The 21485-nt window shown below is 71.2% G+C and carries 19 protein-coding genes and 1 pseudogene; 6 read left to right on the forward strand and 14 right to left on the reverse strand.

The features are described from left to right. The gene (locus tag ACQ0O7_RS26200) at positions 1-1044 is read right to left on the reverse strand and encodes an LLM class flavin-dependent oxidoreductase (RefSeq protein WP_430785293.1); all 1044 of its coding nucleotides are present in this window, start codon (positions 1042-1044) and stop codon (positions 1-3) included. 206 nt (positions 1045-1250) lie between these two features. Between ACQ0O7_RS26200 and ACQ0O7_RS26205 the strand changes: the two genes are divergently transcribed. Further along, positions 1251-1532 carry a hypothetical protein gene (locus ACQ0O7_RS26205; RefSeq protein ID WP_430785295.1) on the forward strand — a complete coding sequence of 94 codons (282 nt, stop codon included), beginning with the start codon at positions 1251-1253 and terminating at the stop codon, positions 1530-1532. 1 nt (position 1533) lies between these two features. On the opposite strand, the gene ACQ0O7_RS26210 is transcribed toward ACQ0O7_RS26205, so the two are convergent. Further along, complete coding sequence (locus ACQ0O7_RS26210; protein WP_430785297.1) at positions 1534-2145, reverse strand: hypothetical protein; 612 nt, start codon at positions 2143-2145, stop codon at positions 1534-1536. Between the two features lie 176 nt (positions 2146-2321). On the opposite strand from ACQ0O7_RS26210, the gene ACQ0O7_RS26215 reads away from it, so the two are divergent. After that, positions 2322-2726: a hypothetical protein gene (locus tag ACQ0O7_RS26215; RefSeq protein WP_430785299.1), complete on the forward strand. Its 405-nt coding sequence runs from the start codon at positions 2322-2324 to the stop codon at positions 2724-2726. Between the two features lie 965 nt (positions 2727-3691). On the opposite strand, the gene ACQ0O7_RS26220 is transcribed toward ACQ0O7_RS26215, so the two are convergent. Next, a complete protein-coding gene (locus ACQ0O7_RS26220; RefSeq protein ID WP_430785301.1) occupies positions 3692-4600 on the reverse strand; it encodes an alpha/beta fold hydrolase in 909 nt (302 codons plus the stop codon). A gap of 82 nt (positions 4601-4682) precedes the next feature. Between ACQ0O7_RS26220 and ACQ0O7_RS26225 the strand changes: the two are divergent. Further along, positions 4683-5645: pseudogene (locus tag ACQ0O7_RS26225) on the forward strand (helix-turn-helix transcriptional regulator); the annotation flags it as partial. Positions 5646-5685: 40 nt separating this feature from the next. Here ACQ0O7_RS26225 and ACQ0O7_RS26230 read toward each other — a convergent pair. Genes ACQ0O7_RS26230 through ACQ0O7_RS26245 form a run of 4 tightly spaced genes read right to left on the reverse strand, consistent with a single transcriptional unit; the run spans position 5686 to position 12813 of the window. Next, positions 5686-8253 carry an FtsX-like permease family protein gene (locus ACQ0O7_RS26230; RefSeq protein ID WP_430785303.1) on the reverse strand — a complete coding sequence of 856 codons (2568 nt, stop codon included), beginning with the start codon at positions 8251-8253 and terminating at the stop codon, positions 5686-5688. Continuing rightward, positions 8250-11228 (reverse strand): FtsX-like permease family protein, encoded by a 2979-nt coding sequence (locus ACQ0O7_RS26235; RefSeq protein ID WP_430785305.1) that lies wholly within the window; start codon positions 11226-11228, stop codon positions 8250-8252. The genes ACQ0O7_RS26230 and ACQ0O7_RS26235 overlap by 4 nt, the downstream gene beginning before the upstream one ends. Next, positions 11228-11884, reverse strand: coding sequence for an ABC transporter ATP-binding protein (locus tag ACQ0O7_RS26240; protein WP_430785641.1), 657 nt, complete (start codon positions 11882-11884; stop codon positions 11228-11230). Before ACQ0O7_RS26240 ends, ACQ0O7_RS26235 begins: the two co-directional genes overlap by 1 nt. 5 nt (positions 11885-11889) lie before the next feature. Continuing rightward, positions 11890-12813 carry an ABC transporter ATP-binding protein gene (locus ACQ0O7_RS26245; RefSeq protein WP_430785643.1) on the reverse strand — a complete coding sequence of 308 codons (924 nt, stop codon included), beginning with the start codon at positions 12811-12813 and terminating at the stop codon, positions 11890-11892. A 1278-nt stretch (positions 12814-14091) separates the two neighbouring features. Between ACQ0O7_RS26245 and ACQ0O7_RS26250 the strand changes: the two genes are divergently transcribed. The 3 genes from ACQ0O7_RS26250 (at position 14092) to ACQ0O7_RS26260 (ending at position 16573) form a co-directional block, all read left to right on the forward strand. Next, complete coding sequence (locus ACQ0O7_RS26250) at positions 14092-15078, forward strand: hypothetical protein (RefSeq protein ID WP_430785307.1); 987 nt, start codon at positions 14092-14094, stop codon at positions 15076-15078. Then, positions 15078-15917: a helix-turn-helix domain-containing protein gene (locus tag ACQ0O7_RS26255; protein ID WP_430785309.1), complete on the forward strand. Its 840-nt coding sequence runs from the start codon at positions 15078-15080 to the stop codon at positions 15915-15917. Before ACQ0O7_RS26250 ends, ACQ0O7_RS26255 begins: the two co-directional genes overlap by 1 nt. A gap of 68 nt (positions 15918-15985) precedes the next feature. Then, positions 15986-16573, forward strand: a complete 588-nt coding sequence (locus ACQ0O7_RS26260) for a dihydrofolate reductase family protein (protein WP_430785311.1) — start codon at positions 15986-15988, stop codon at positions 16571-16573. On the opposite strand, the gene ACQ0O7_RS26265 is transcribed toward ACQ0O7_RS26260, so the two are convergent. From ACQ0O7_RS26265 to ACQ0O7_RS26295, 7 genes are all read right to left on the reverse strand, one after another. Further along, a complete protein-coding gene (locus ACQ0O7_RS26265) occupies positions 16549-17034 on the reverse strand; it encodes an RrF2 family transcriptional regulator (RefSeq protein ID WP_430785645.1) in 486 nt (161 codons plus the stop codon). The two genes, ACQ0O7_RS26260 and ACQ0O7_RS26265, sit on opposite strands and share 25 nt — an antisense overlap. 156 nt (positions 17035-17190) lie before the next feature. Further along, positions 17191-17940: an SDR family oxidoreductase gene (locus ACQ0O7_RS26270; RefSeq protein WP_430785313.1), complete on the reverse strand. Its 750-nt coding sequence runs from the start codon at positions 17938-17940 to the stop codon at positions 17191-17193. Positions 17941-18046: 106 nt separating this feature from the next. Further along, positions 18047-18622 carry a TetR/AcrR family transcriptional regulator gene (locus ACQ0O7_RS26275; protein WP_430785315.1) on the reverse strand — a complete coding sequence of 192 codons (576 nt, stop codon included), beginning with the start codon at positions 18620-18622 and terminating at the stop codon, positions 18047-18049. A 13-nt stretch (positions 18623-18635) separates the two neighbouring features. Next, positions 18636-19241, reverse strand: coding sequence for a PH domain-containing protein (locus tag ACQ0O7_RS26280; protein ID WP_430785317.1), 606 nt, complete (start codon positions 19239-19241; stop codon positions 18636-18638). Positions 19242-19327: 86 nt separating this feature from the next. After that, positions 19328-20110: a hypothetical protein gene (locus ACQ0O7_RS26285; RefSeq protein ID WP_430785319.1), complete on the reverse strand. Its 783-nt coding sequence runs from the start codon at positions 20108-20110 to the stop codon at positions 19328-19330. A 106-nt stretch (positions 20111-20216) separates the two neighbouring features. Then, entirely contained in the window at positions 20217-20849 is a 633-nt protein-coding gene (locus ACQ0O7_RS26290; RefSeq protein WP_430785321.1) for a hypothetical protein, read from the reverse strand. Beyond that, complete coding sequence (locus ACQ0O7_RS26295) at positions 20849-21442, reverse strand: TetR/AcrR family transcriptional regulator (protein ID WP_430785323.1); 594 nt, start codon at positions 21440-21442, stop codon at positions 20849-20851. The genes ACQ0O7_RS26290 and ACQ0O7_RS26295 overlap by 1 nt, the downstream gene beginning before the upstream one ends. Positions 21443-21485: the final 43 nt, after the last annotated feature.

Genomic DNA, 21485 nt, shown 5'->3' on the forward strand with positions numbered 1-21485 from the left:
CTAGGCCCGCCGCGCGCTGTCCCCGGCCGGGGACCAGCCGATCGCCGGGGCGATGTGCTCGGTGATGGTGGACAGCAGGCGGGTGTTGTATTCGACGCCCAGCTGGTTCGGCACCGTGAACAACACCGTGTCGGCGGACCGCACGGCCTCGTCGGCGGCCAGTTCCTCGGCGATGCGGGCCGGATCACCGGAGTAGGTGCGGCCGAACCGCGACCGGACCCCCTCCAACAGGCCCACCTGGTCCTTGTCGTCCTCGCGCCCGAAGTAGATCCGGTCGATCTCCGCGGTGACCGGGAGCACGCTGCGCGACACCGACACCCGAGGCTCCCAGTCGTGCCCGGCCTCCTTGAACGCCTGCCGGAACAGCGCGATCTGCTCGGCCTGCAACTGGTCGAACGGCACCCCGGTGTCCTCGCTCAGCAGCGTCGAACTCTGCAGGTTCATGCCGACTCCGGCAGCCCATTCGGCGGTGGCCCGGGTGCCCGCACCCCACCAGATCCGCTGCCGCAGACCGGGGGACTGCGGCTGGATGGCCAGCCCACCGCTCACCCCGCCGGTGCGGGCCGGATCGGTGCGGGCCACCGGTGCGCCGTCGATGGCGGCCAGGAAGACCTCGATCTTCTGCCGGGCCAGATCGGCGGCGGTCTCGCCGCCGACCGCGACATACCCGAACGATTCGGCGCCGCGCAGCGCGGTCTCCGGGGATCCCCGGCTCACCCCCAGCTGGAGCCGCCCACCGCTGATCAGGTCGGTGGCGGCGGCCTCCTCGGCCATGTAGAGGGGATTCTCGTACCGCAGATCGACCACCCCGGTGCCCATCTCGATCCGGCTGGTCCGAGCCGCGATCGCGGCCAGCAGCGGGAACGGGGCGGCCAGCTGACGCTCGAAGTGGTGCACGCGGACGTTGGCGCTGTCGACGCCCAGCTCCTCGGCGGCCACCGCCAGCTCGATGGTCTGCAGCAGCGAGTCGGCGGCGCTCCGCGTCTGGGAGCCGTTGACGTCACGCCAGTGGCCGAAGGACAGGAATCCGATCTTCTTTCGCACGTCCGGACCAACCACGTCACGACACCGGAGCATTCCCGGTGGAATCTCCTCCGCCACCGGCCGGCCTGCCGTCCTCCGCCCCGGCCGCGGGGTACCGACCGCGCTCAGGGCGTGGAACCGGTCGAAACTCCTTGCCACGATCACCGGCGGCTGCCAGCATTTCGGCACCGGAATCCGGTGTGGAGCACTCCGAGGGGAGAGTCGGCATGCCTGGTGCCTTCATCGACGACGTGCACATCTTCAAATGCGGCAAACGCCCCGACGGCACCGCGATCATGTGCTCGGAGATCCTGTTCGACGTCAAAGTCCCGTTCCCCATCCCGGAGAACGCGCCGAACGAGACCGGCTGGCAGGAGCCCGGCCAGGAGGACGTGCACATTCCCCTGGCCGCGCTGATCCAGGCACTGCGGAGCCAGGGCGTGCCGGTGACCTTCGACGAGGACGAGTGGGAGCGGATCCGGGCGGCCCGCGCCGAGCCGTCCCGGTGACTCAGAATGCCCAGCCGCTGACCCGCACCACCAGCTCCTGAACCAGGATCCCGACAGCGGTGGCGGCACACACACCCGCGGCGAGCACACCCAGCCGCCGCGATCCGCCGGCCGGGACCTCGCCGGCGATCACCGCCACCCGGATCCGGGCCGGTGCCGGCGCCGGTGCCTTCGGCCGTACCGGAACCAGGTCGAAGGTGCGGCGGTCGGCCTCCCGGGCCGCCTCGATCAGCACTGTCACGTGCTCGCACGCGACGGCCAGCCGTTTCTCGTCCAGCTCACCGAACGGCGCCCGGGCGATCAGATGCGCGGCCCTCGTCACCGCGACCACCACCAGATCGTCGCTGACGTAACGCGGATTCCCGGCCAGCACACCCGCGATGACGTCCTTGTCGACCGAAGCCCCCGGCGCCAGCCGGTGGGTGCGGATCACCTCGGCCAGGTGCCGCAGCGAGGCCGGTTCCCGCCGCCGGCGTGGCTGCGGAGCCCCCGGCGGTGCGGTGTAGGTGCCGTGCCGGGCGGCGTGGGTGACCGCTGCCGTGACCGTCGACGCGATCAGCTGCGCCGCCTCGTCGACGGTCCGCCACCACGGCGGCGTGGTCGTTGAGTTCATCAGAATCCCCCCGCATCGACTCCCGCCACTATTTCACCGCTATCTGTCGGAGGGCACCGGAAATCCCAGGTCACCGACAGTTGCGCATTGTCCGCCCCGGTCCCGGACGGCCACGCTGCCGATATCGATCGCCGCCGCACTCAGCGGCGACTTCCCGGTAAGAGGAGGACACCCGCATGTCTCGAATCCGCACGATCGCCGCCCGCTTCGCCTTGGCGGCCACCGTCGGACTCACGGGGTCGGCGGCTGCGGCCGCCCCGGCCCACGCCGCGACCAACTACATCTACAACGATCCGGCGCTGCACTCCGTCGGCATCGGCGTCGGCTACTCCGGAGAGCACCTGTACGAGGGCATCCTGGAGCCCGGGAAGAGGACCAGTCAGGCGCCGCTGTACTGGGGCTACGCGAGGACGATCTTCATCGGAGCCGGGTTCTGCGCCCAGCTGTGGAAGGGCTCGCCGGGCGACTGGGCCCGGGCCCGCTCAGACATCAAGGGCCCGGGCGGCGAATCCAATCTCGCCTTGAACACCAACTGGCGGGTCGTCCCGTACAAGGCGAGAAGCAGCAGCTCCTGCGTCTGACCAGTGCCGGCGATTCCCCGGGCGGCGCAATCCGCGTCGTCCGGGGAACCACCCTGAACAGGCCGGCTCCTCCGTCGAAGCGGGCCGGCGGCGGCAGGGCAGTCGAGAATGGGCGGATGAACGACAATGAGCCGGCCGGTTACCTACGCCGCTGCATCGAGGCGGACAAGGCCGGCCTCACCTACGCGTTGAGGATCCTCGTCCAGGCCTGCCACCAGGGTGATCTCGCGTAACGGACGCGTTTGAACCCGCCGTTCCCTCGCACGGAGATCTCGGCGGATCAACCATTCTTTGGAGCCTTCCGCGCGCTATCCCGCCGCGCTCCGGCCGATTCCCCGCGCACCTCCTCGCGGCGATCTTGGCGGATTCACCACCGGAAAGAGTCTTGTTCTTGGCTGCTGGCCCGCTCGCGGTCAATTCCTCGCGGGAGTGTCCGCGTTCCAGCTCCGCCCTGGCCGATCTTGGCGGATTTACCACCGTTTCCGGTGGAAAATCCGGCAAGATTGCTGCTGAGTGGGTCGCCCGCTTGAGGGATTGACCGCAAGTGATCAGGCAGCCGAGAACAAGACTCAGAAGCGGTGGTGAATCTGCCAGGGTTGTGGTCGCGGCCGGTTGGACGCCCCGGTGAGGGATTTGCCGGCGCGTGGCACGGAACCGTGCAGAATTCTCCATTCCGGCTCTGGATGGTCGAGATGCGTCCGGGTGGGGGTCGGATGGTGGACGAGGTTCGACAGTGGGAGCGATGAACGCGGCCAGTCCTGCAACCTTCGGAACGACCTGAGGGGTGGGCTCGGCGGGCGGGTGCGGGCACGCGCCCGCCGAGACTGGCGAGGATCACTGGGGGTGGCCGTCACCGCCGCATTCGCCCGGTGGGCGCCGGGTGGTCCGGGGTGGCGCATTGCTCGCGGGGACGAGGCGGGGCGGCCCGATCTCTGTGGGGCCGATTGGCGTACCCCCGAAAGGTTTTAGGTGTTGGCCAGCCATTTCAGGATCGCCTGCGTGGTTTCCTCGGGGCGTTCCTGCTGGATCCAGTGGCCGGAGTCCAGGCTGATCACCTCGGCGTTGGGGACGGATTCGGTCAGTCGTTGCGAGCGGGCGACCATGTCACGGTCGCCGTAGATCATCAGGGTGGGCTGGTGGATCACCGGGTCGGCGGTGGCCAGCCGGTGCCAGTTGCGGTCCAGGTTGCGATACCAGTTGATGCCCCCGGTGAAGCCCGTCGACTGGAAAGTGGTGACGAAGACCTTCAGTTCCTCGTCGGTCATCAGTGGGTCGCCGGCGGGCTTCCCGGCTCGGGCCAGATCGATCGGTGAGATGCCGGGTTCCGGCAGGTTCTTGCGGAACATGTTGGTGAGGAAACGGTGCGGGTTCTCGGCGAAAAGTGCGTCCGCCACGCCTGGCCGCCGGTTGAAGTGGACGAAATAGTTGTCCTCGCCGAGCAGGTCCGCGAGGAATTCGATCCACGGACGATCGCCGCGTTCCATATAGGGCACGCTCAGGTTGACGATCCGGTCGACGCGGCCGGGATGCAGCAGGGCCAAGCCCCAGACCACCATCGCGCCCCAGTCGTGGCCGGCGAAAACGGCGTCGTCATACCCGTAATGGTCCAGAAGGGCGACGAGATCACCGGTCAGATGGTCGACGTCGTATTCGGTGACCTCCGCCGGACGGGATGAGCCGCCGAAGCCCCGCTGATTCGGCACGATCACGTGGTAGCCGGCCGCCGCGAGCGTGGGCACCTGATGACGCCACGACCAGGCGAGTTCCGGCCAGCCGTGACAGAGCACAATCGGCTGGCCGCTGCCGGCTTCGAAGACTTCGAGTTCCACACCGTTGACCGGAATCATGGTGGGTTCGGGGAAATCTGTGTTCATGCCGATCAGGATGCGGACCGAAACCGGTCATCCTCTGACCGGTTTCATCGGAAAGATCAGCGGCATGCGAGCCGACCGCCTGATGGCCGTTCTCCTTCTGCTGCAACAGCGCCGGCATCTGACCGCGGCCGAGGCCGCCCGGGAGCTGGAGATCTCCGAGCGCACCGCCCGCCGCGACCTGGACGCGCTGTCCACGGCCGGCGTGCCGGTCTACGCGACCCGGGGCCGGGGTGGCGGCTGGCGTCTGGTCGGCGGCGCCCGCACCGATCTGTCCGGGCTGACCGAGGGGGAGGCGCGCGCCCTGTTCCTGGTGGCCGGCCCGGCCGCGGCGGCCTCCCCGGCGGTGAAGGCGGCCCTGCGCAAACTGGTGCGGGCCCTGCCGGAGCCGTTCCGGGATCGGGCCGAGGCGGCGTCGACCGCACAGGTCCTGGATCCGCACCGATGGGGGTCCAGCCCGGTCGACCGGCGCCGGCCACCGCTGCTCGACGCCCTGCAGGACGCGGTGATCCACGGTGTCCAGGTGCGACTCGGCTACACCAGCGAGAGCGGCACCGGCGAGAGCGGCACCGGGGGGAGCGGCACCGGGGGGAGCGGCACCGGCGGGAGTAGCACCGGGGGGAGCGGCGCCACCACCGACCGGATCGTCCACCCGCTGGGTATCGTCGGCAAAGGCCCGTGGTGGTATCTCGTCGCCGGCACCGAGGCGGGCCGCCGCACGTTCCGGATCGACCGGGTGTCGTCGGTGGACCCGACCGGCGAGCCGGTGCACCGGCCGGAGGGGTTCGACCTGGCCGGGAGCTGGCGTGAGATCGCCGGTGAGGTCGAGCGCCGGCGGTCACCGGTCACGGTCCGGGCGGTCTGCGTCCCGCACGAGCTGGCCCGGCTGCGGATGGTGGTCGGCGACCGCCTCGACGTGGGTGACGCCACCGCCGACGGCCGGATCGCGGTGACCATTCGCGGTCACAGCGAGTACGCCCTCGCCGGTGAACTGGCCGGCCTGGTCGACTGGATCGAGGTGATCGGCCCGCCGGGCGTGCGCGATCACCTGGCCACCATCGGCGCGGTGCTGGCCGAGAGATACCGGGTCAGCCACCGACCCGGAGCACGTCGGCCAGGCGCAGACGCCGCCGCACCAGTGCCTCGGCACCGACCACCACCGCCACGGCCAGGGGGAACCCGGCCGTCACCACCCCGATCCACGCCCACGGCAGCACCAGCGCCGGAGTGTCGACCTGACCGGTGAGCAGCGACAACCCGAGCGGCCCGGCCACCACCGCGACCACCGCCATCCCGAGCAGCGGCCCCGCGACCGCCGCCAGCAGGGCCAGTGGCAGCAGTGATCCGGCGGCCACCCGCCGGGCGTCGCGCGGGGTCAGGCCGAGGGTGCGCAGCCGGCTCAAGGTCTGCCAGCGTTGCGGCGCCCCGGCCGCCGCCGCCAGCACGAACCCGACCAGGCCGGCCACCAGCAGGAACACCGCCGCCACCCGGGTCAGCAGGATCAGCCCGGACACCAGGGGAGCGGATTGCCGGGACGCCAGCACCTCCGTCAGCAGCACCGCCGGCATCCCGGCGACGGCCTCGGCGGCACCGGGCCCGTCGACCCAGATGGTGTCGGGGACGCTCGGCACGCCGGCCTCGGTGCCGACGATCAGCACGTCGGTGGCCCCGCCGACGGCCGGCGCCACCCCGGTCGCGGTGACCTTGATGCTGGGCGCGCCGTCCTGTGGGATGTCCAGGGTCATGCCGGGGGTCAGCTCGCCGCCGGCGGATCGCACCAGCACCTCCGACGGCCGGTCCATGATGACCAGCCGTAACGGCGCGACCTTACCGGCGGCGACGATCCGGGCCCCGTCGATCACCTGACCGGTCATCACCGCTGTCACTCCGGGCCGGCCGGCGATCCGCGCGGCCTCCTCCAGGGTCGATCCGGCGGCGTCACCGCCGAGATCCACCCGGGCGTCGGCGCCGACCGAGACATACGCCCCGTCGCGCAGCCCCTGCGTCACCGTGGCCCCGACGACCAGCGCGAACGTCGCCAGCGCGGCCGATCCGGTCAACGCCAGCACCGGCAGCGCGCGGCGGGACGTCGCGGCGGCCTGGGCCGTACCGAACAGGGGCAGGGGCCGCCGGGACCGCACCGCCAGCCGCAACCCGGTGCCGGTGACCAGGGGTAGCACCCGGACCAGCAGCAGCCCACCGGCGATCACCGCGAGTGTCGGCGCGACCGCCGGCAACCCCGACTCCAGACCACGCTGGCGCAGCGCGATCAGGGCGAGGGCCGCGGCGGCCAGCACGGTCAGTTCGGCGGCGAGGCGCCGCAGCATGGCGGTGACCGCGATCCAGCGGCGGGCGGCACGGTTCGCGGGCGGCCTCCGGTCGCTGGTGGCACGACCGGACACCACGATCGCGTACGCCGGAACCGCCACCGCCGCCACCACCAGTACCGGAATCGTCCACCACCAGACGGCACCACCGGTGACCAGGACCGCGACGGCACCGCCCAGCCCGGCCGCGAGCACCGCCACGGTGAGTGACTCCAGCAGCAGTTCGGCGCCGAGCACCGGCAGGGACACACCGCGCTGACGGCCCAGCACCAGGGCCGCCGACCGGCGCCGGACCACGAGTTCGGCGGCCAGCAGCAGCACCAGCACCGCCCCGGCCAGCACCGACGTGAGCAGCACCGACGCCTGCACCAGGGCCGCCTCGATCTGCGCGGCCACCGCCTTGAGGACGCTGTCGAGGCCGGACTGCCAGCGGGTCGACAGGCTGACGGAGGCCGACGACGCGGAGGTGGCCTCCAACTGGACCGAACTGTCCACGATCCGCTGGACCGCCGCCCAGGAGAGCTGGGCCGGGTCGGGGGAGAAGGTGACCGTACGCCGCAATTGGTCCTCGTCGAACGCCAACCGCGCGTCGGGCAGCGACGCCGCGGTCAGCAGCCCGCCGAACCGGGTGGTGCCCCGGCCGTCCAGGCTCGCCGCTGGTTCCAGCAGCCAGGGGGCGATCCGCCAGGCCGGGTCGGCCGGGTCGGTGGGCCGGAAGACGCCGCTGACCTTGACGTTCTTGGCCGAGCCCCGATCGTCGTTGATCTTCAGAACCGCACCGGCCCGTACGCCCATCGCGGTGGCCGCCGTCTCGGACAGCCCGATGTGGACCCGCCACGACGAGGTCTCCGGGATCTCCCGCTGCCCCTCCTCGGTGGCCTCCGGGGCGGCACCCGAGATCCAGTCGACTCCCGGACCCTCGCCGGAGGAGAGATAGGCCATCCGCAGGGTGCGCCCGGCACTGCCGTCACTGACCTTCAGCGTCGGCCCGATCACCGACGCCACCGGCGGCCGCATCACCGGCCGCAGCTGTTCGCCGAGTTCGTCCAGCGCCCGGGCGGTCATGTCGTCCATGTCGTCGGCCAGCCGCGGCATCCGGAACCGGCCGCCCAGCCCGTAGTCCGGCTCCCAGCCGCTGCTGACCACCGTGTCGGCGGCCGGCCCGGCCTGCCGGACCGCGTCGCGCACCGCCGCGTCGGCGGTCTCCCGGGACACCACCGGCACCGCCGCGGCGAGGGCGCTGACCAGCGTCACCACCCCGGCCACCAGCAGCAGCGGCCCGGCGTCGGCGCGGGCCCGGCCGCGGATCCCGGCCCAGTGCAGGCTCATGACGTGACCCGCAGGTGCGCGGCGTCGGCCCGCCGGGCGAGCACCGTCACCACGACCGTGACGGCCAGCAGCGACGTGGTGAACAGCACGGCCAGCAGCCCGGCCTCGGCCGCCCACGGCCACACCGGCGCGGCGGCCGGGTTCGGCGCCGAACCCGACTCGGAACGGACCAGCAGCGGACCGATCGTCCAGGTGGCCAGCGCCCCGACCAGCGTTCCGGCGGTCAGCAGCGGCACCAGCACCAGGCCGTGCTGGCCGAGCAGGGTGGTGCGGATGTCGCGACGGCTCATGCCCAGGCCACGCAACCGGGCCACCTCCACCGCACGGGCCTGCAGATCACAGGTCACGTGCACGATCAGCCCGGCCAGCACCAGCAGCAGCGCCGCCGGGGTCAACAGTCGCAGCATCGCCGGCAGCGCGGCCGCGGTGGGGCCGTTGCTCAGGCGCTCGGCCTCACCCGTACGCGTGACGGTCTCGCCCAGATGGAGGCCCGCCGCCGCGTCCGGGTCCCGCGGATCGGTGACCCACCAGGCGTCGATCGGATAGCGCGGGTCGCCGCGCAGCAGCAGCGCCCGCGACAGGGTGTCGATGTCGGCGCGCAGCGCGGGCGCGCCGGGCGCGGACGGCACCGCCGGAACCACCTCGGCGACCGTGATCGGCACCGCCGTCGTGTTGACCATCATGTCCAGTTGGTCGCCGGGTTTCAGGGACAGTTCGCCGGCGAACCGTTCGGCGACCGCCACCGGGATCCGGCCCGGGTCACCGAACGCGGTCGCCACCAGGTTCAGCGCCGCGTCCGGGTTGCCGCCGATCTGGACCTGAGCGGTCATCCGCAGGGCTTTTCCGGTCACCGTCACCGCCGGGGACAACACCTGTTCGGGGTACGGCTCAGCCGACGTCGCGATCCACTCACCACGCCCGGGAATAGCGATCGTGACGTCCATGTCGATGGTGGTCGGCGCGTCGAAGCTGAAGAAGTCCGCGGTCACCGGCAACATCACGGTCACCAGTTGCTGGCCCGGGGCCGGGACACAACCGGAGATCGTGTGGGTACGCCCGTCGAGCGGCACCGCCGAGGCCACACAGGTGGTGCGCAGCCCGGTCGCCTCCTCCAGGATCAGACGCGGGGTGACCGACACCCCCGGAGCGCGCGACACGGTGATCCGCAGCGCGGCCCCCTCGGCCAGCGGGATGCCCTCGACCGGCACACGGCCCGGCGAGGTGGTGGCCACCAGATGCGGCGGGTCACCGGCGCCCAGCCACTGCCCGATCGCCACCCCGCGGTCACCGGCCGGGCCGACCGTGCCGCCGACGGCCTCGGCGATCCGCTGCCCCTGACCGGCCAGCGCCGGCGTGGACAGGGTGATCGCCAGATCGGTGCCGACGGCCAGGTCGGCCTGATCGATCTGGGACTTCTGCCACGTACCGCCGAACGCCACCGCGAACGTCGCCGCCGCACAGCCCAGGGTGACCAGCAGCCCGGCCGCCGTGGCCCGCGGCCGTCGCGCCGCCTCGAACACCGCCAGCGGGAACGCCAGCCCCCGCGCCCCGCGGGCCAGCCGGTCGGCGGCTCCCAGCGCGGGTGGGACCAGCCGCAACACCAGCGCACACCCGGCCACCAGCAGCAGCCCCGGCGCCAGCACCCGCACCGCGTCCACACCGGTCGACTCCGTCGACCGCAACTGCCACCAACCCCCGATTGCCAGTACGGCCAACGCCACGTCCCCACCGGCGCGCGCCACCGACGGCCACTCCTGCGCCCCGGTGCGGGTGGACAACCCGGCGAACAGCAGCGCCCCGCCGAACACCACACCCACCTGCACCCCGGTGACCAGCGGATCGGTGCCCAGCCCGGCCCCGGACAGCGGTGCCGTCCGGGTCAGCGCCGAGTGCACCAGCGACGACAGCGGCACCGCCAGCACCGCCCCGGCCAGCGCCAGCAGACCCGCCTCGGTGCCGGCGCGCAGCGCCAACTGCGGCCGGCTGGTGCCCATCGCGGTCAGCAGCGCCGTCTCCGAGGCCCGCACCCCGGCCGTCAGCCGCCCGGCCAGCGCCAGCGCGGTACCGGTCAGCACCGCCCCGAGGACCGCCACCGACAGCACCGCCGACGTGGTCACCCGCTGCCGTTCGGCGTCGGTGAGCAGCAGCGACGGCAACCGCGAACTGATCCGCTGGATCTGCACCCGGTCGCCGACCACCGCCGACAGCCGGGCGTCCGCGGCCCGCACCGAGGCCGTCACCCGGACCAGATCCCGATGATCCGGATCGGACAGATCCGGGGTGGCGGTGACCTCCAGACGGGCCAGCGCCGACCCGTTGGACAACAGCTCCCGATAGCCGATCAGAAACGGCCCGAACGCCCGCGCCGGCTGCAACGACGACCCGTCCCGGAAAGCCGGGTCGTAGCCGGCGCCGCCGAGCGGATCCCGGTCCCAGCCGGCCCCGGGCAGCGCCCGCACCACCCCGACCACGGTCAGGCCCATCCCCGGCGCCGGATCCCGGCCGTGCTCGGCACCCAGCCGGACCCGGCTGCCGGGGGAGAGATCCAGAAGCCGGGCCGTGGTGTCCAGCACGACGGTCTCCCCGGCGGCGGCCGGCCAGCGCCCGGTGACCAGAGTGGCCCGGCCGGGCAGATCCTGCACCCCACCCAGGTACGCCACCGCGCCCTTGACGTCCGGCAGCCCGCGCACGATCGAGGCGGCCCGCCCGCGCGGCTCGGCCGGAAACGGCCGCAACGCCTCGATCAGCACGTCAGCGGTGTCGGCGGCGACCGAGGCGGCGTCGGCGGCACCGATCGCCACCGTGTACGCGGTCACCTCGGTACCGGTGGCCCGGGACGCCGCCACCTCCCGCGCCCGGTCCGCCGAACTCGTCACCAGCAGCGCGCACACCCCGAGCAGCGTCGCCCCGATCACCACCACCAGCAGCAGGGCGGCCAGCAGCGGCCACTGGGCCCTGGCCCGTCGCAGCAGCACTACCCGTCCACCCGGCCGTCACTGATCCGGACCACCCGGTCCGCCAGCGCCATCATCACCGGGTCGTGGGTCGACACGATCGCCGTCACACCCTCCGACTCGACCACCGCACGCAGCAGAGCCATCACGGACCGACCGGTCTCGGCGTCCAGCTGCCCGGTCGGCTCGTCCGCGATCAACAGCCGCGGCGACGCCGCCAGGGCCCGCGCGATCGCCACCCGCTGCTGCTGCCCACCCGACATCTCACCCGGCCGCTGCGCCGCGTGATCAGCCAGGCCGACCAGCTCCAGCAGCAGCGCCACCCGCTTCTCCCGCTCGGCCGGGGCCATCCGGGCCAGCCGCAGCGGCGCGCCCACGTTCTCCGCCGCCGACAGCACCGGGATCAGGCCGAACGTCTGGAACACGTACGCCACCCTCTCCCGCCGCAGCCGCGACAGCCCGTCCTCGTCGAGGGCGGTCACCTCCACGCCGTCGACGAACACCTCACCCTCGTCCGGCTTGTCCAGCCCGCCGACCACGTTCAGCAGCGTCGTCTTGCCCGACCCGGACCGCCCGGCCAGCGCCACCATCGTCCCGGCCTCGACATCGAAGGACACCCCGCGCAGCGCGTGCACGGTCCGGTTGAACGTCCGGTGCACGCCCCGGACCCGCACCAGCGCCGTCACGACGGGTCGGAGTGGATGGTCACGTGGTCGGCCTCCAGAGCCAGCCGCACCCGCCGGGTCAGCTCCAGGGCCTCCCGGTACTCGCGGGGGATCTGCACCCGCCCGGCCCGGTCCATCACCGCGTACTCCTCCGCGATCACCCGTGTGTCCCCGTCCTCGCCGGTCTCGGTACGCCGCAACACCTCACTGCTGGTCCGCCCGTCCCGGATCGCGATCGTGCGTTCCACCTGCCCGCTCACCTCCGGATCGTGGGTGACGACCACGACGGTCACCCCGAACTCCCGGTTCACGTGCCGCATCGCCTCGAACACCCCCGCCGAGGTGACCGTGTCCAGCTCGCCGGTCGGCTCGTCGGCGAACAACACCTTCGGCTGGTTGGCCAGCGCCACCGCGATCGCCACCCGCTGCTGCTGCCCACCCGACATCTGGCCCGGCCTCCGGTCCGCGCAGTCCGCGACATCCAAGGCCGCCAACAGCTCGGCGGCCCGCTCCCGGCGCGCTCCGGCCTTGACACGGGCCGCGGTCATCGGCAACTCCACCACCTGACTCGCGGTCAGATAGGGCACCAGGTTGGCGGCGGTCTGCTGCCGGACGAACCCGACGGTGTGCCGCCGGTACCGCACCCGATCCCCCCGCGACATGCCCAGCAGATCCCACTCACCGACCCGGGCCCGGCCCGCGGTCGGCGCGTCGATCCCGGCCAGAATCGACAGCAGAGTCGACTTCCCCGACCCCGACGCCCCCACGACGGCGACCATCTCACCCTCGCCGACCAGCAGGTCCAGCCCCTGCAGCGCCTGCACCTCGATCGACCCGGTCTGATAGATGCGCACCAGGCTCTCACACACGATCAGCGCCTCACGCCCGAATTCCGGCGCCCGCTCCGGCGGCCTCGGCAGCGACAGGGGTGTCCTGGGGATCGCTCTCACGCTCATTTCCTCAAGGTTTCGATCTTGGGGCCTGCCTATCTAACGCCCGCCCCCGCCCACCGTCAACGCCGGCGCCCGCCGATTCCACCATGGTCCTGTCGGGGCCGCAGCCCGCCGGTCTTCCTTGCCGCTCGCCCGCTCCAGACGGCCCTGTCCCGGCTCGCTCGCGGTCGATCTCCCACGCGGGCGTTCGCTTCCTGCCCCACCCTGGCCGCTCTCGGAGGACTCGCCAACGTTCCGGAGCCGGGCGACTCGATCATGATCCGCCATCCGCCATCCGCCATCCGCCATCCGCCATCCGCCATCCGTAAGCCGTTAGCCGTTAGCCGTTAGCCGTTAGCCGTTAGCCGTTAGCCGCCACCCGTCACCCGCCACCCAGCAGCCGCCACCCGTCAGCCGCCACCCGCCACCCGTCACCCGGCAGCCGTCACCCGTCAGCCGTCACCCGCCCGCCGGCGGCCGCCGGTACCGGCCCTGGGCCCGCGGCGATCTTGATAGGTTTTTCCACCGGAAAAGGGTCTTCCTCTGGGCTGCTGGCCCATCCGCGGTCAATTTCCTGCGCGAGTGTCGCCGTTCGCGGTCAATCTCCTGCGCGAGCGTCCGCCGTTCGCGGTCAATTCCCTTCGCGAGTGTCCGCCGGCCGGCCCCACCCTGGCCGATCTTGGCGGATTTTCCACCGGATAGAGCCCTGCTCTCGGCCGCCTGATCACTTGCGGTCAATCCCTCGCGCGGACGACTCGCCCAGCAGAGATCTTGGTGGATTTACCACCGGAAACGGTGGTAAATCCACCAAGATCGGTCACGGCGGAGTTGGAAGGCGGACACTCGCGCGAGGAATGGACCGCAAGCGGGCCAGCACTTGAGAAGAAGGCCCGATAAGGTGGCAAATCCACCAAGATCTTGGCGGGACGGGTTTGCCCGCGCGAGGGATTGACCGCAAGTGATCAGGTGGCTGAGAAAAGACTTAGAAGGTGGTAAAACTACCAAGATCGGCTAGGGGCCGAGTCGGAAGTGGGTGGACACTCGCGCGGGAATTGACCGCGAGCGGGCCGGCGGCCAAGAGCAAGACTCCGGGACGCGGGACGGCGTTCCGCTCCGGCCGACTCGGGGTGGCGGTGGATCTCCCGGCGCGGTTCGATCAGCTCGTCGTCGAGTCTGGTCACCGCCCGATCATGCCCACAGCCGTCGTCGACGGCGCGCACCACCGACGGTCTTGCGGGTGAATGCCCGGCCCGCGAGAATGGGCGGAAAAGTGGAGGGGATGGCGGCTTGAACGTACACCACGCATTCATCGCCGTGGGCAGCGTTTTAGTGCTGGTGCAGGGTGTCAAGCTGATCGGGACGGTGTCGAACATCAGATGGATCTTCCGTCGCGGCCCGGATTTCATCGCCGAGATCAATGCACATGAGAATGATTTCACCGAGTCCGCCTACTGGACAGCGCTGGATCGCTCCGGTGGACGGAACGTTCTCCCTCTGGGTGTGCTGGAATACCCGCTGATCAGAGCCGCAAGCCGTCGCGGCCCAGCCGTGAAGGCGATGGTGAGGTTCATCCGCCACGGCATCTACGATTTCACCGCGCTCGGCCTCTACATCGCATTGTTCCTCTTCCTGGCGGGCACCCCGATCCTCGATCCACCACCGGCGGTGGCCACACTGGCCTGGGCGTCGGCCACGTTGGCCGTACTACAGTTGCTGGCGTTCTACGGCGAGGCCTGTGTGTCGTACGCAAGAATCGGCTCGTATGGTCTGGGTTTTCACGGCGCCGGCCGCTATTTCGAGAACCGCGCCTCCGGAACCTACCTCGCCGAAGTCAAGACCCTGGTCGGTGCGGCCATCTACTCCCTGTTCATCAGCACCCTGATCCTCTATTTCGCCGTCGGCCAGGGCGCACGATTCGGCGCGCTGACGGTGACCCGGGAAACGGTGCCGGGTATTCTCTCCGACCTGCTCACCTGCCTCTATTATTCGGTCGCCGTGTTCTTCACCGCGGACACCCCGGAACCGGAGAACGGAATGGCCCGGCTGGCCGTCGGCATCATTATCCTGCAAGCGGCCTGCGCCCTGATCCTGGCGGTCACCAGCGCCTCCATCCACATCGCCCCCGAGCCGCCCACGGCAGAGCCCGCGCCGGCCGAGGAGGCCGAACCCGTGCCGGTGAATCGACCGGGGAACCACCTGCTCACCGGTTTCCTCCTCGGTGCCGCGGTGGTCGGCGCCGCCGCCCTGATGAGAAGACGAAACCGCGGAGACTGATGGAGTACGTGTCCCGGCCCCCGCGCCCACCACTGCACGAACTGATCGCCGACCTCTACTACCTGGCGGGCACCCCGCCGTACCCCCGCCTGCTGTTGCCACCCGCACCGTCGGCACTGCTCGTCGTCAATCTCGGCGCACCGTTCCGGATCCGCGCCGGCGCCGACCGGAAAGCAGGCGAATACGCCGACGGCTGTGTGATCACCATGCCCACCCGCGCGTACGAGTTCGGCTACCCGCCCTGTTCCCGGTCGGTGGGTGTGCATTTCAAACCGTGGGGCGCGGCCCCGTTCCTGCCGATGCCCGCCGCCGAGCTCCGGGACTGCCCGGTGACGATCGAGCAGGTGTGGGGCCGCCGCGCCGCAGTCGAATTGCGGGACCGGCTGGCCTCGGCGGCCGGTCCGGACGTGATGCTGACGCTGCTGGAGGACGAGCTGACCCGACGGCTGGACGAGACCGCCGGAATGGGCCTGGTCCGGCACACCGGCGGTGTCATCGCGGCGACCGGCGGCGCGGTGCCGATCGGCGAACTGGCGACAGCCGCCGGGGTCAGCGGCACCCACCTCGTACAACGGTATAAGGAATTGATCGGGGTCACCCCGAAACGTCTGGCCCGCGCCCACCGTTTCACCGCCATGGTGTTCGCGATCGACCCCACCGGACCGGTCGACTGGGGTGCGCTGGCCGGGGCCGCGGGCTATTTCGACCAGGCCCATTTCGGTCACGAGTTCCGGGCGTTCACCGGGTTGACGCCGACCCGCTACATCGAGGTCCGGCGGCGATTCCTGCGCGAATACCCGGGTCACACACTCGATGGATGGTCATTGCCGGCCGATTGATTTCTTACAAGACCGATGGTGCACGGGCCCCGCAGACTGAAGGGGTAGCCGAACCAGAGGGAGAATCAGTGGGCACAGTGGTCATGTACAGCTCGGTGTCGGTGGACGGGTTCATCGCCGACGACAACGATCGGCCCGGCCCGCTGTTCGACTGGCTGACCGGTGGTGACGTCGCGCTGGACGACAGTGGCGTGCTGAAGGTGTCGCAGGCGTCCTTCGACCACACCCGGCCGTACTGGGACCGGGTCGGGGTGACCATCGCCGGCCGGCACGTCTTCGACGTGACCGGCGGCTGGGACGGGAAACCGCCGAGCGGGGTCGCCCACGTGGTGGTGGTGACGCACCGGCCGCCGCCGGACGGCTGGGATCCGGCGGCGCCGTTCCACTTCGCCGACGGTGTCGAGGCGGCGGTGGCGAAGGCGCGGGAGCTGGCCGGCGACCGGATCGTGGAGATCGCCGCCGGTGACGTCGGCGGCCAGGCGCTGGCCGCGGGGCTGGTCGACGAGGTGCGGATGGATGTCGTCCCGGTGGTGTTCGGCTCCGGCAAACGCTTCTTCGGCTCGGTCGACGCCCAGCACCTGCTGGAGGACCCGGACGTGGTGATCGCCGGCAACCGGGTGCTGCACCTGTGCTACCGGGTGCGCAGGCCGGCCTGAGTCAGCCAGGTCACGGCCCGTTCGGCGTCGGCCGGGGTGATCTGCCGGTCCGCGTCGGCGACCAGGTCGGCGAGGGTGACCGATCGCAGCGACTCCCGCCAGGCCCGGTCGGCGGTGTCCATCACCCGGGCGATCGGGCACGGCTCGGTGCACTTCTCGGCCGGTGTGGCCATCGGCCCGCGCTGCCGGACCTCACCGCACCGGAACGCCGGCAGCGGCCCGTCGATGGCCTCGACCACGTCCAGCACGGTGATCCGGGACGGCTCCCGGGTCAGCGTGTAACCGCCGGCGTTGCCCTGCGCCGAGCGGACCAGGCCGGCCCGGGACAGCAGTTGCAGCTGCTTGGCCAGATAGCTGGGGGAGACGTCGTGGTACTCGGCGAGCCGGGCCGCGGGCACCGGCTCGGTGACCCGGCTGAGCAGGGTGCAGCAGTGCAGGGCCCATTCGACGCCGCCGGACATCTTCACCCGGCCAGCCTACTGATCCCGGCCGGCCCCCTGATCCGGATCAGCCGCGGGCCGGGGCCGGCACCCGAAGCGGTTGAACGCGTCCATCAGGGCGACCCGCGCGCCGGGTTCCTCGTCGGTCATCACCTCGGCCGGGGCGGGTGTTCATGATCAGGCCGGCTGTTTCGCGGACCAGTCGGCCCAGGTGGTCCGGGCGAGGCGGGCCGCTCCGACCGGGACGAGCGAGTCCCGCACCACCGGCACCCCGAAGTAGCGGGCCGCGGCGTCCGGGCGGATCGGGCGGTCGTCGCCCTGTGCGGCCAGCGCCGCGCCGACGAAGCGGGCGAACGGCGCGCGTTCCGGCCCGGCGATCTCCACGGCGCCGTTGTGGGGTGTGCCGGTGACGACGTCGGCGAGCGCGGCGGCGACGTCGTCACCGGCGATCGGCTGCAGGTCGGCGGTGGGCGGCACGATCGCCCCGTCCTGGGCGAGGCCGGCGCCGATGGTGGCCAGGAATTCGAAGAACTGCGTCGCCCGTACGATCGTGAAAGGCAGTCCGGACCGCTCGACGAGCTTCTCCTGTGCCGCTTTGGCGTTCAGGTAACCGGGGTGTGAGAGCCGGTCGGTGCCGACGATGGACAGCACCACGTGGTGGCGTACACCCGCGTCCTTGCCGAATTCGATCAGGTTTCGGGTCGACGTGGTGAAGAAGGCCTGGATCGCCTCGGGCTCGAAGACCATCCGGTTGGTCACGTCGACCACCGCGTCCGCCCCGTGCAGGGCTGCGGCGACGCCTTCACCGGTGATGGTGTCGACGCCCGTCTCTGGTGCGGCGGCCACCGCGTCATGACCTTGGGAACGTAGTGACGCGACCAGTTTCGACCCGATCAGGCCGGTCCCGCCGGCGACGACGACGCGCATGATCCCCACTCCTCAACTCGGATAACTTGTATCCGTGATGCTACGTGAGCAGGCGTTGTGTGAGTCAATGGGAAGGAGGTGCGACGGTTTTCACGGCCGCGCGCTGTCACCGAACCGGGGGAGCCCAGAGCAGGTCGAGGTGGGTGTCGAGGGCGGCGACGGCCAGGTCCGGGCTGAGGTGATCGCCCAGCAGGTACATGCCCAGGCCCTCCATCATCGACAGCAGGCCGGCCGCGCGTTCCGCGGTGCCGTGCGGGAGCTGGCTCGCGACGTACCCGATCATGGTGGGGGTGCCCTCGCGGAGGAAGGCGGTCGCCTCCGGGCGGACCGCGGCGTACGCCATGAAGGCCAGCGCGACCCGGCCGGCCTCCCGGGAGGCGTCGTCCAGCGGCAGCAGTGCCATGATCAGGGTGCGCAGCTGGGCGCGGGCGCCGGCGTCCGGGCCGAGGGCCGCCATCGCGGCGTTGATCCGGGCCTCGCTGCGCTCCCGGACGATCTCCATGGCGAACGCCATCATCTCGTCCTTGGTGCGGAAATGGTGCTGCACCATGCCGGTGGTGCAGCCGGCCTCGGCCGCCACGTGCCGGAGACTGATCGCCTCCAGGCCCTCCCGGGCGGCCACCCGCATCAGGGCGTCCGCGATGCGGGTGCGGCGTTCCTGGTGATCTACCTTGCGGGGCATGCCGGGAATGCTTTCACAGAGCCGGGGCGCCGAGGCGGGCACGGGCCGCCCGGACGAACCCGGCCGCGTCGTCGGCGTGCAGCCGTACCTCGGTGACCGGCTCGTGGTGCGGGGCCAGCAGGGTGGGAGTGGTCAGCCGAACGTCTACATTGGTTTGACTACCCGCAGTGACCATCAGGGTGTCGCCGTCGACCTGGATCGTCTTGTTCCCCTCCAGCGATCGGATGCCCTTGGTGACCGATTCGACAACCTCCCAGGGGATGGGGAAGTCGATGCCGTGGCCGGACCGGACCCGGATCCCGGACGGTCCCACGGTGTGCGGGTGGACCTTCATGCTGGCGATCAGGCCGAGGCACCAGAAGACACCCCAGATGCCGATGATCAGCAGTACGCCACGGGCCTCGTCCCAGCCCAGCGCGTATTTCAGCAGGAGGTCGAGGATCGGGATCTCGATCACCGACATGACCAGGAAGGTGTAGAGGACGGGGGCGATGATCCCGTCGTACGCGAAAGGGGTCTCGCCCTCGGCGAGCGGGTGCCGGGGCTTGCGGCGTACCCAGAGGTAGAGGCTGCGCCACATGGCGACCTCCCAGTTCCAGACGGTGCGGATCAGTCTCACGGCGTCTCCCGTTCACGTTACGACTGCAATTTAACCGAGCGTAGCATTGCAGTCGTAACGCAAACAAGAGGAGGGAGCCGGCCTTGCTAATGTCGCCTTCCCTCCTCGAAAGGGGCATCGCCACCCGCGACCTGCTGGAGATCTACGTCGCCGGAGGCCACCTCCACCGCCGGCTTGAACGCCACCTCGGTCACGTCGGCGACCAGCTCGGTGAAGTCGGTGCCGTAGGCGGCCGGCTCGACGATCCGCAAGACCAGAGCGAAAGGCCGATCCGCGCCGTACGTACGGTCCAGCTCGGCATGTCGTGCCGCCAGGTATCGGGCACCGGCCAGATTGCTGCCCGCGCTCAGACCCCCGATGAAGAACACCGGATGCCCACCGGCCGGGCCCCAGAACCGGGCCAGCAGCACATAGCCGGTCTCCGGGCTGAACACGTACTCGACACCGCCGACGGTGAACGCCAGCCGGCGCTCGACGGGGTCGAACTCGGCGTACCGGACGCCCTTCAGGATCGTCCGCACGTGGGTGGCGCTGCGCGGGCTCGCCTCACCGGGGCCGCCGACACAGAACTCGGTCAGCCGCCCGATCTCGCCGGACGGCTGGCTCTCCCCGACCCGGTCGGCGTGGGCGCCGCACTCCCGGGCGATCGTCGCCAGCTCCACCAGGGCGGCCACATCCCGGCGGTGGACACTGGACTCGTTCGGCGACGACGAATGCCGGGACACCACCAGCAGACAACTCGCCCCGGCGGTCAGCCCGAAGAAGGCCCGCTCCCGGCTCAGTTTGCGCCGGCGCAACAGGAAACCGGCGAGCCAGACGGCCGTACCGGCGATGACGCTTGCCAACAGATTGATGAAGAGATCGCCCACATCTCGATGATGTCCGATGCGGTCGAACCCGAGCGGGTCCCGGTCGTGTGCCGCGCTGCGGCTCGAATCGAGCCGCAGCGCGGCACACGGTCTGACCTCGCGATCGTCACAGCAGATCCGAGCGCTGCCACGCCGGATCGGCGTACGCCGGTGGGGTCTCCCGGTCCGCCCTGATGCTGTGCCACGTGGCGGGCCATCGTGACGCCGGCCCGGTCAGAGTGCTCCGGGCCGCGGCGGCGCACTCGTCCGGGTGCTGCTCGTCCCAGGGGACGCGGACGAAGATCTGGTACTCGCCCGGTTCCTCGAGCCAGATCTCCAGGTCGCCGCCGTCCACGGTGACCCGGACCCCGGTGAGGCCCGGTGGGAGGGGCAGATCGGTGAGGATGAGCCGGCCGGCCCGGCGTGGCCCGGTCTCCCAGCCGTGGTCGGCGGCGAAACGGGCGACCTCGGCGTCGTAGGCGTGTGCGTCGAACAACGCCGTGCCCCCGTCCCACTCCCAGCGCACGGTGTCGTCCTCGCGCCGGACCCGGGCCTCGACGGCGAAACAGTCCGGCCCGCAACCCCGGCATCCGGCGAGCAGCGTGGCCGTCGGCTCACCGGTCGCGACGAAGCGGTTCACCGGAACCAGCACATGCCACGGATCCACCCCGTCGTTGCCGTGGGCACGACTGACATCGACCCCGTCGATCCGCACGATCACCCGAAGCTCCTCGACGGCCAGCGACAGGGTCGATCTCATCAGGGTGTCCTCGGTGCGCTCAGGGCCGCGGTCAGGAAGGTGATCGCCCAGCGGCGTGACTCGGGGCCGCCGGCCGGGCCGGGGTTCTGGTAGAGCTGAACCCGGTCGACAGTGGTCACCGCCAGCATGCCACGCAACCGGAACCACAGCTCGTCGCCGGGCAGGCCGGGCAGCGCGCGGGCGAACGCCGCCGCGAAGCGGTCGCGGATGGTGTCCTCGGCCGGGCCGTTCCAGGCGCGCATCTCGTCGGCCGGGTCGCTCAGGATGGTCACGATCAGGCGGTAGGCGCGGGCGCCGCCCAGGTCGAACATCGGGCCCACGAACGCCTCCACCAGGTCGGCGACCGCCGGATCGGGGGTGCGCTCCAACAGCCGGTCCAGCCCGGCGGCCTGCGCGCTGGTGATCGGCTCGACGGCCCGGCGGCACACCTCGGCCAGCAGGTCCGCCTTGGACCCGAAGTGGTAGCCGACGGCGGCCAGGTTGGCCCCGGCCCGGTCGGTGATGGCCCGCACCGAGGTGCCCCGGTAACCGTGCTCGGCGAAGAGATGCTCCGCGGCGTCGAGGAGCTGCGTCCGGGTCTCGGGTGTCGCCATGTGGTTATCATACAGTCGTTTGATTCAAACGATCGTATGAAAG

The sequence above is a fragment of the Actinoplanes sp. G11-F43 genome, from assembly GCF_050589265.1.
Classification (GTDB): domain Bacteria; phylum Actinomycetota; class Actinomycetes; order Mycobacteriales; family Micromonosporaceae; genus Actinoplanes.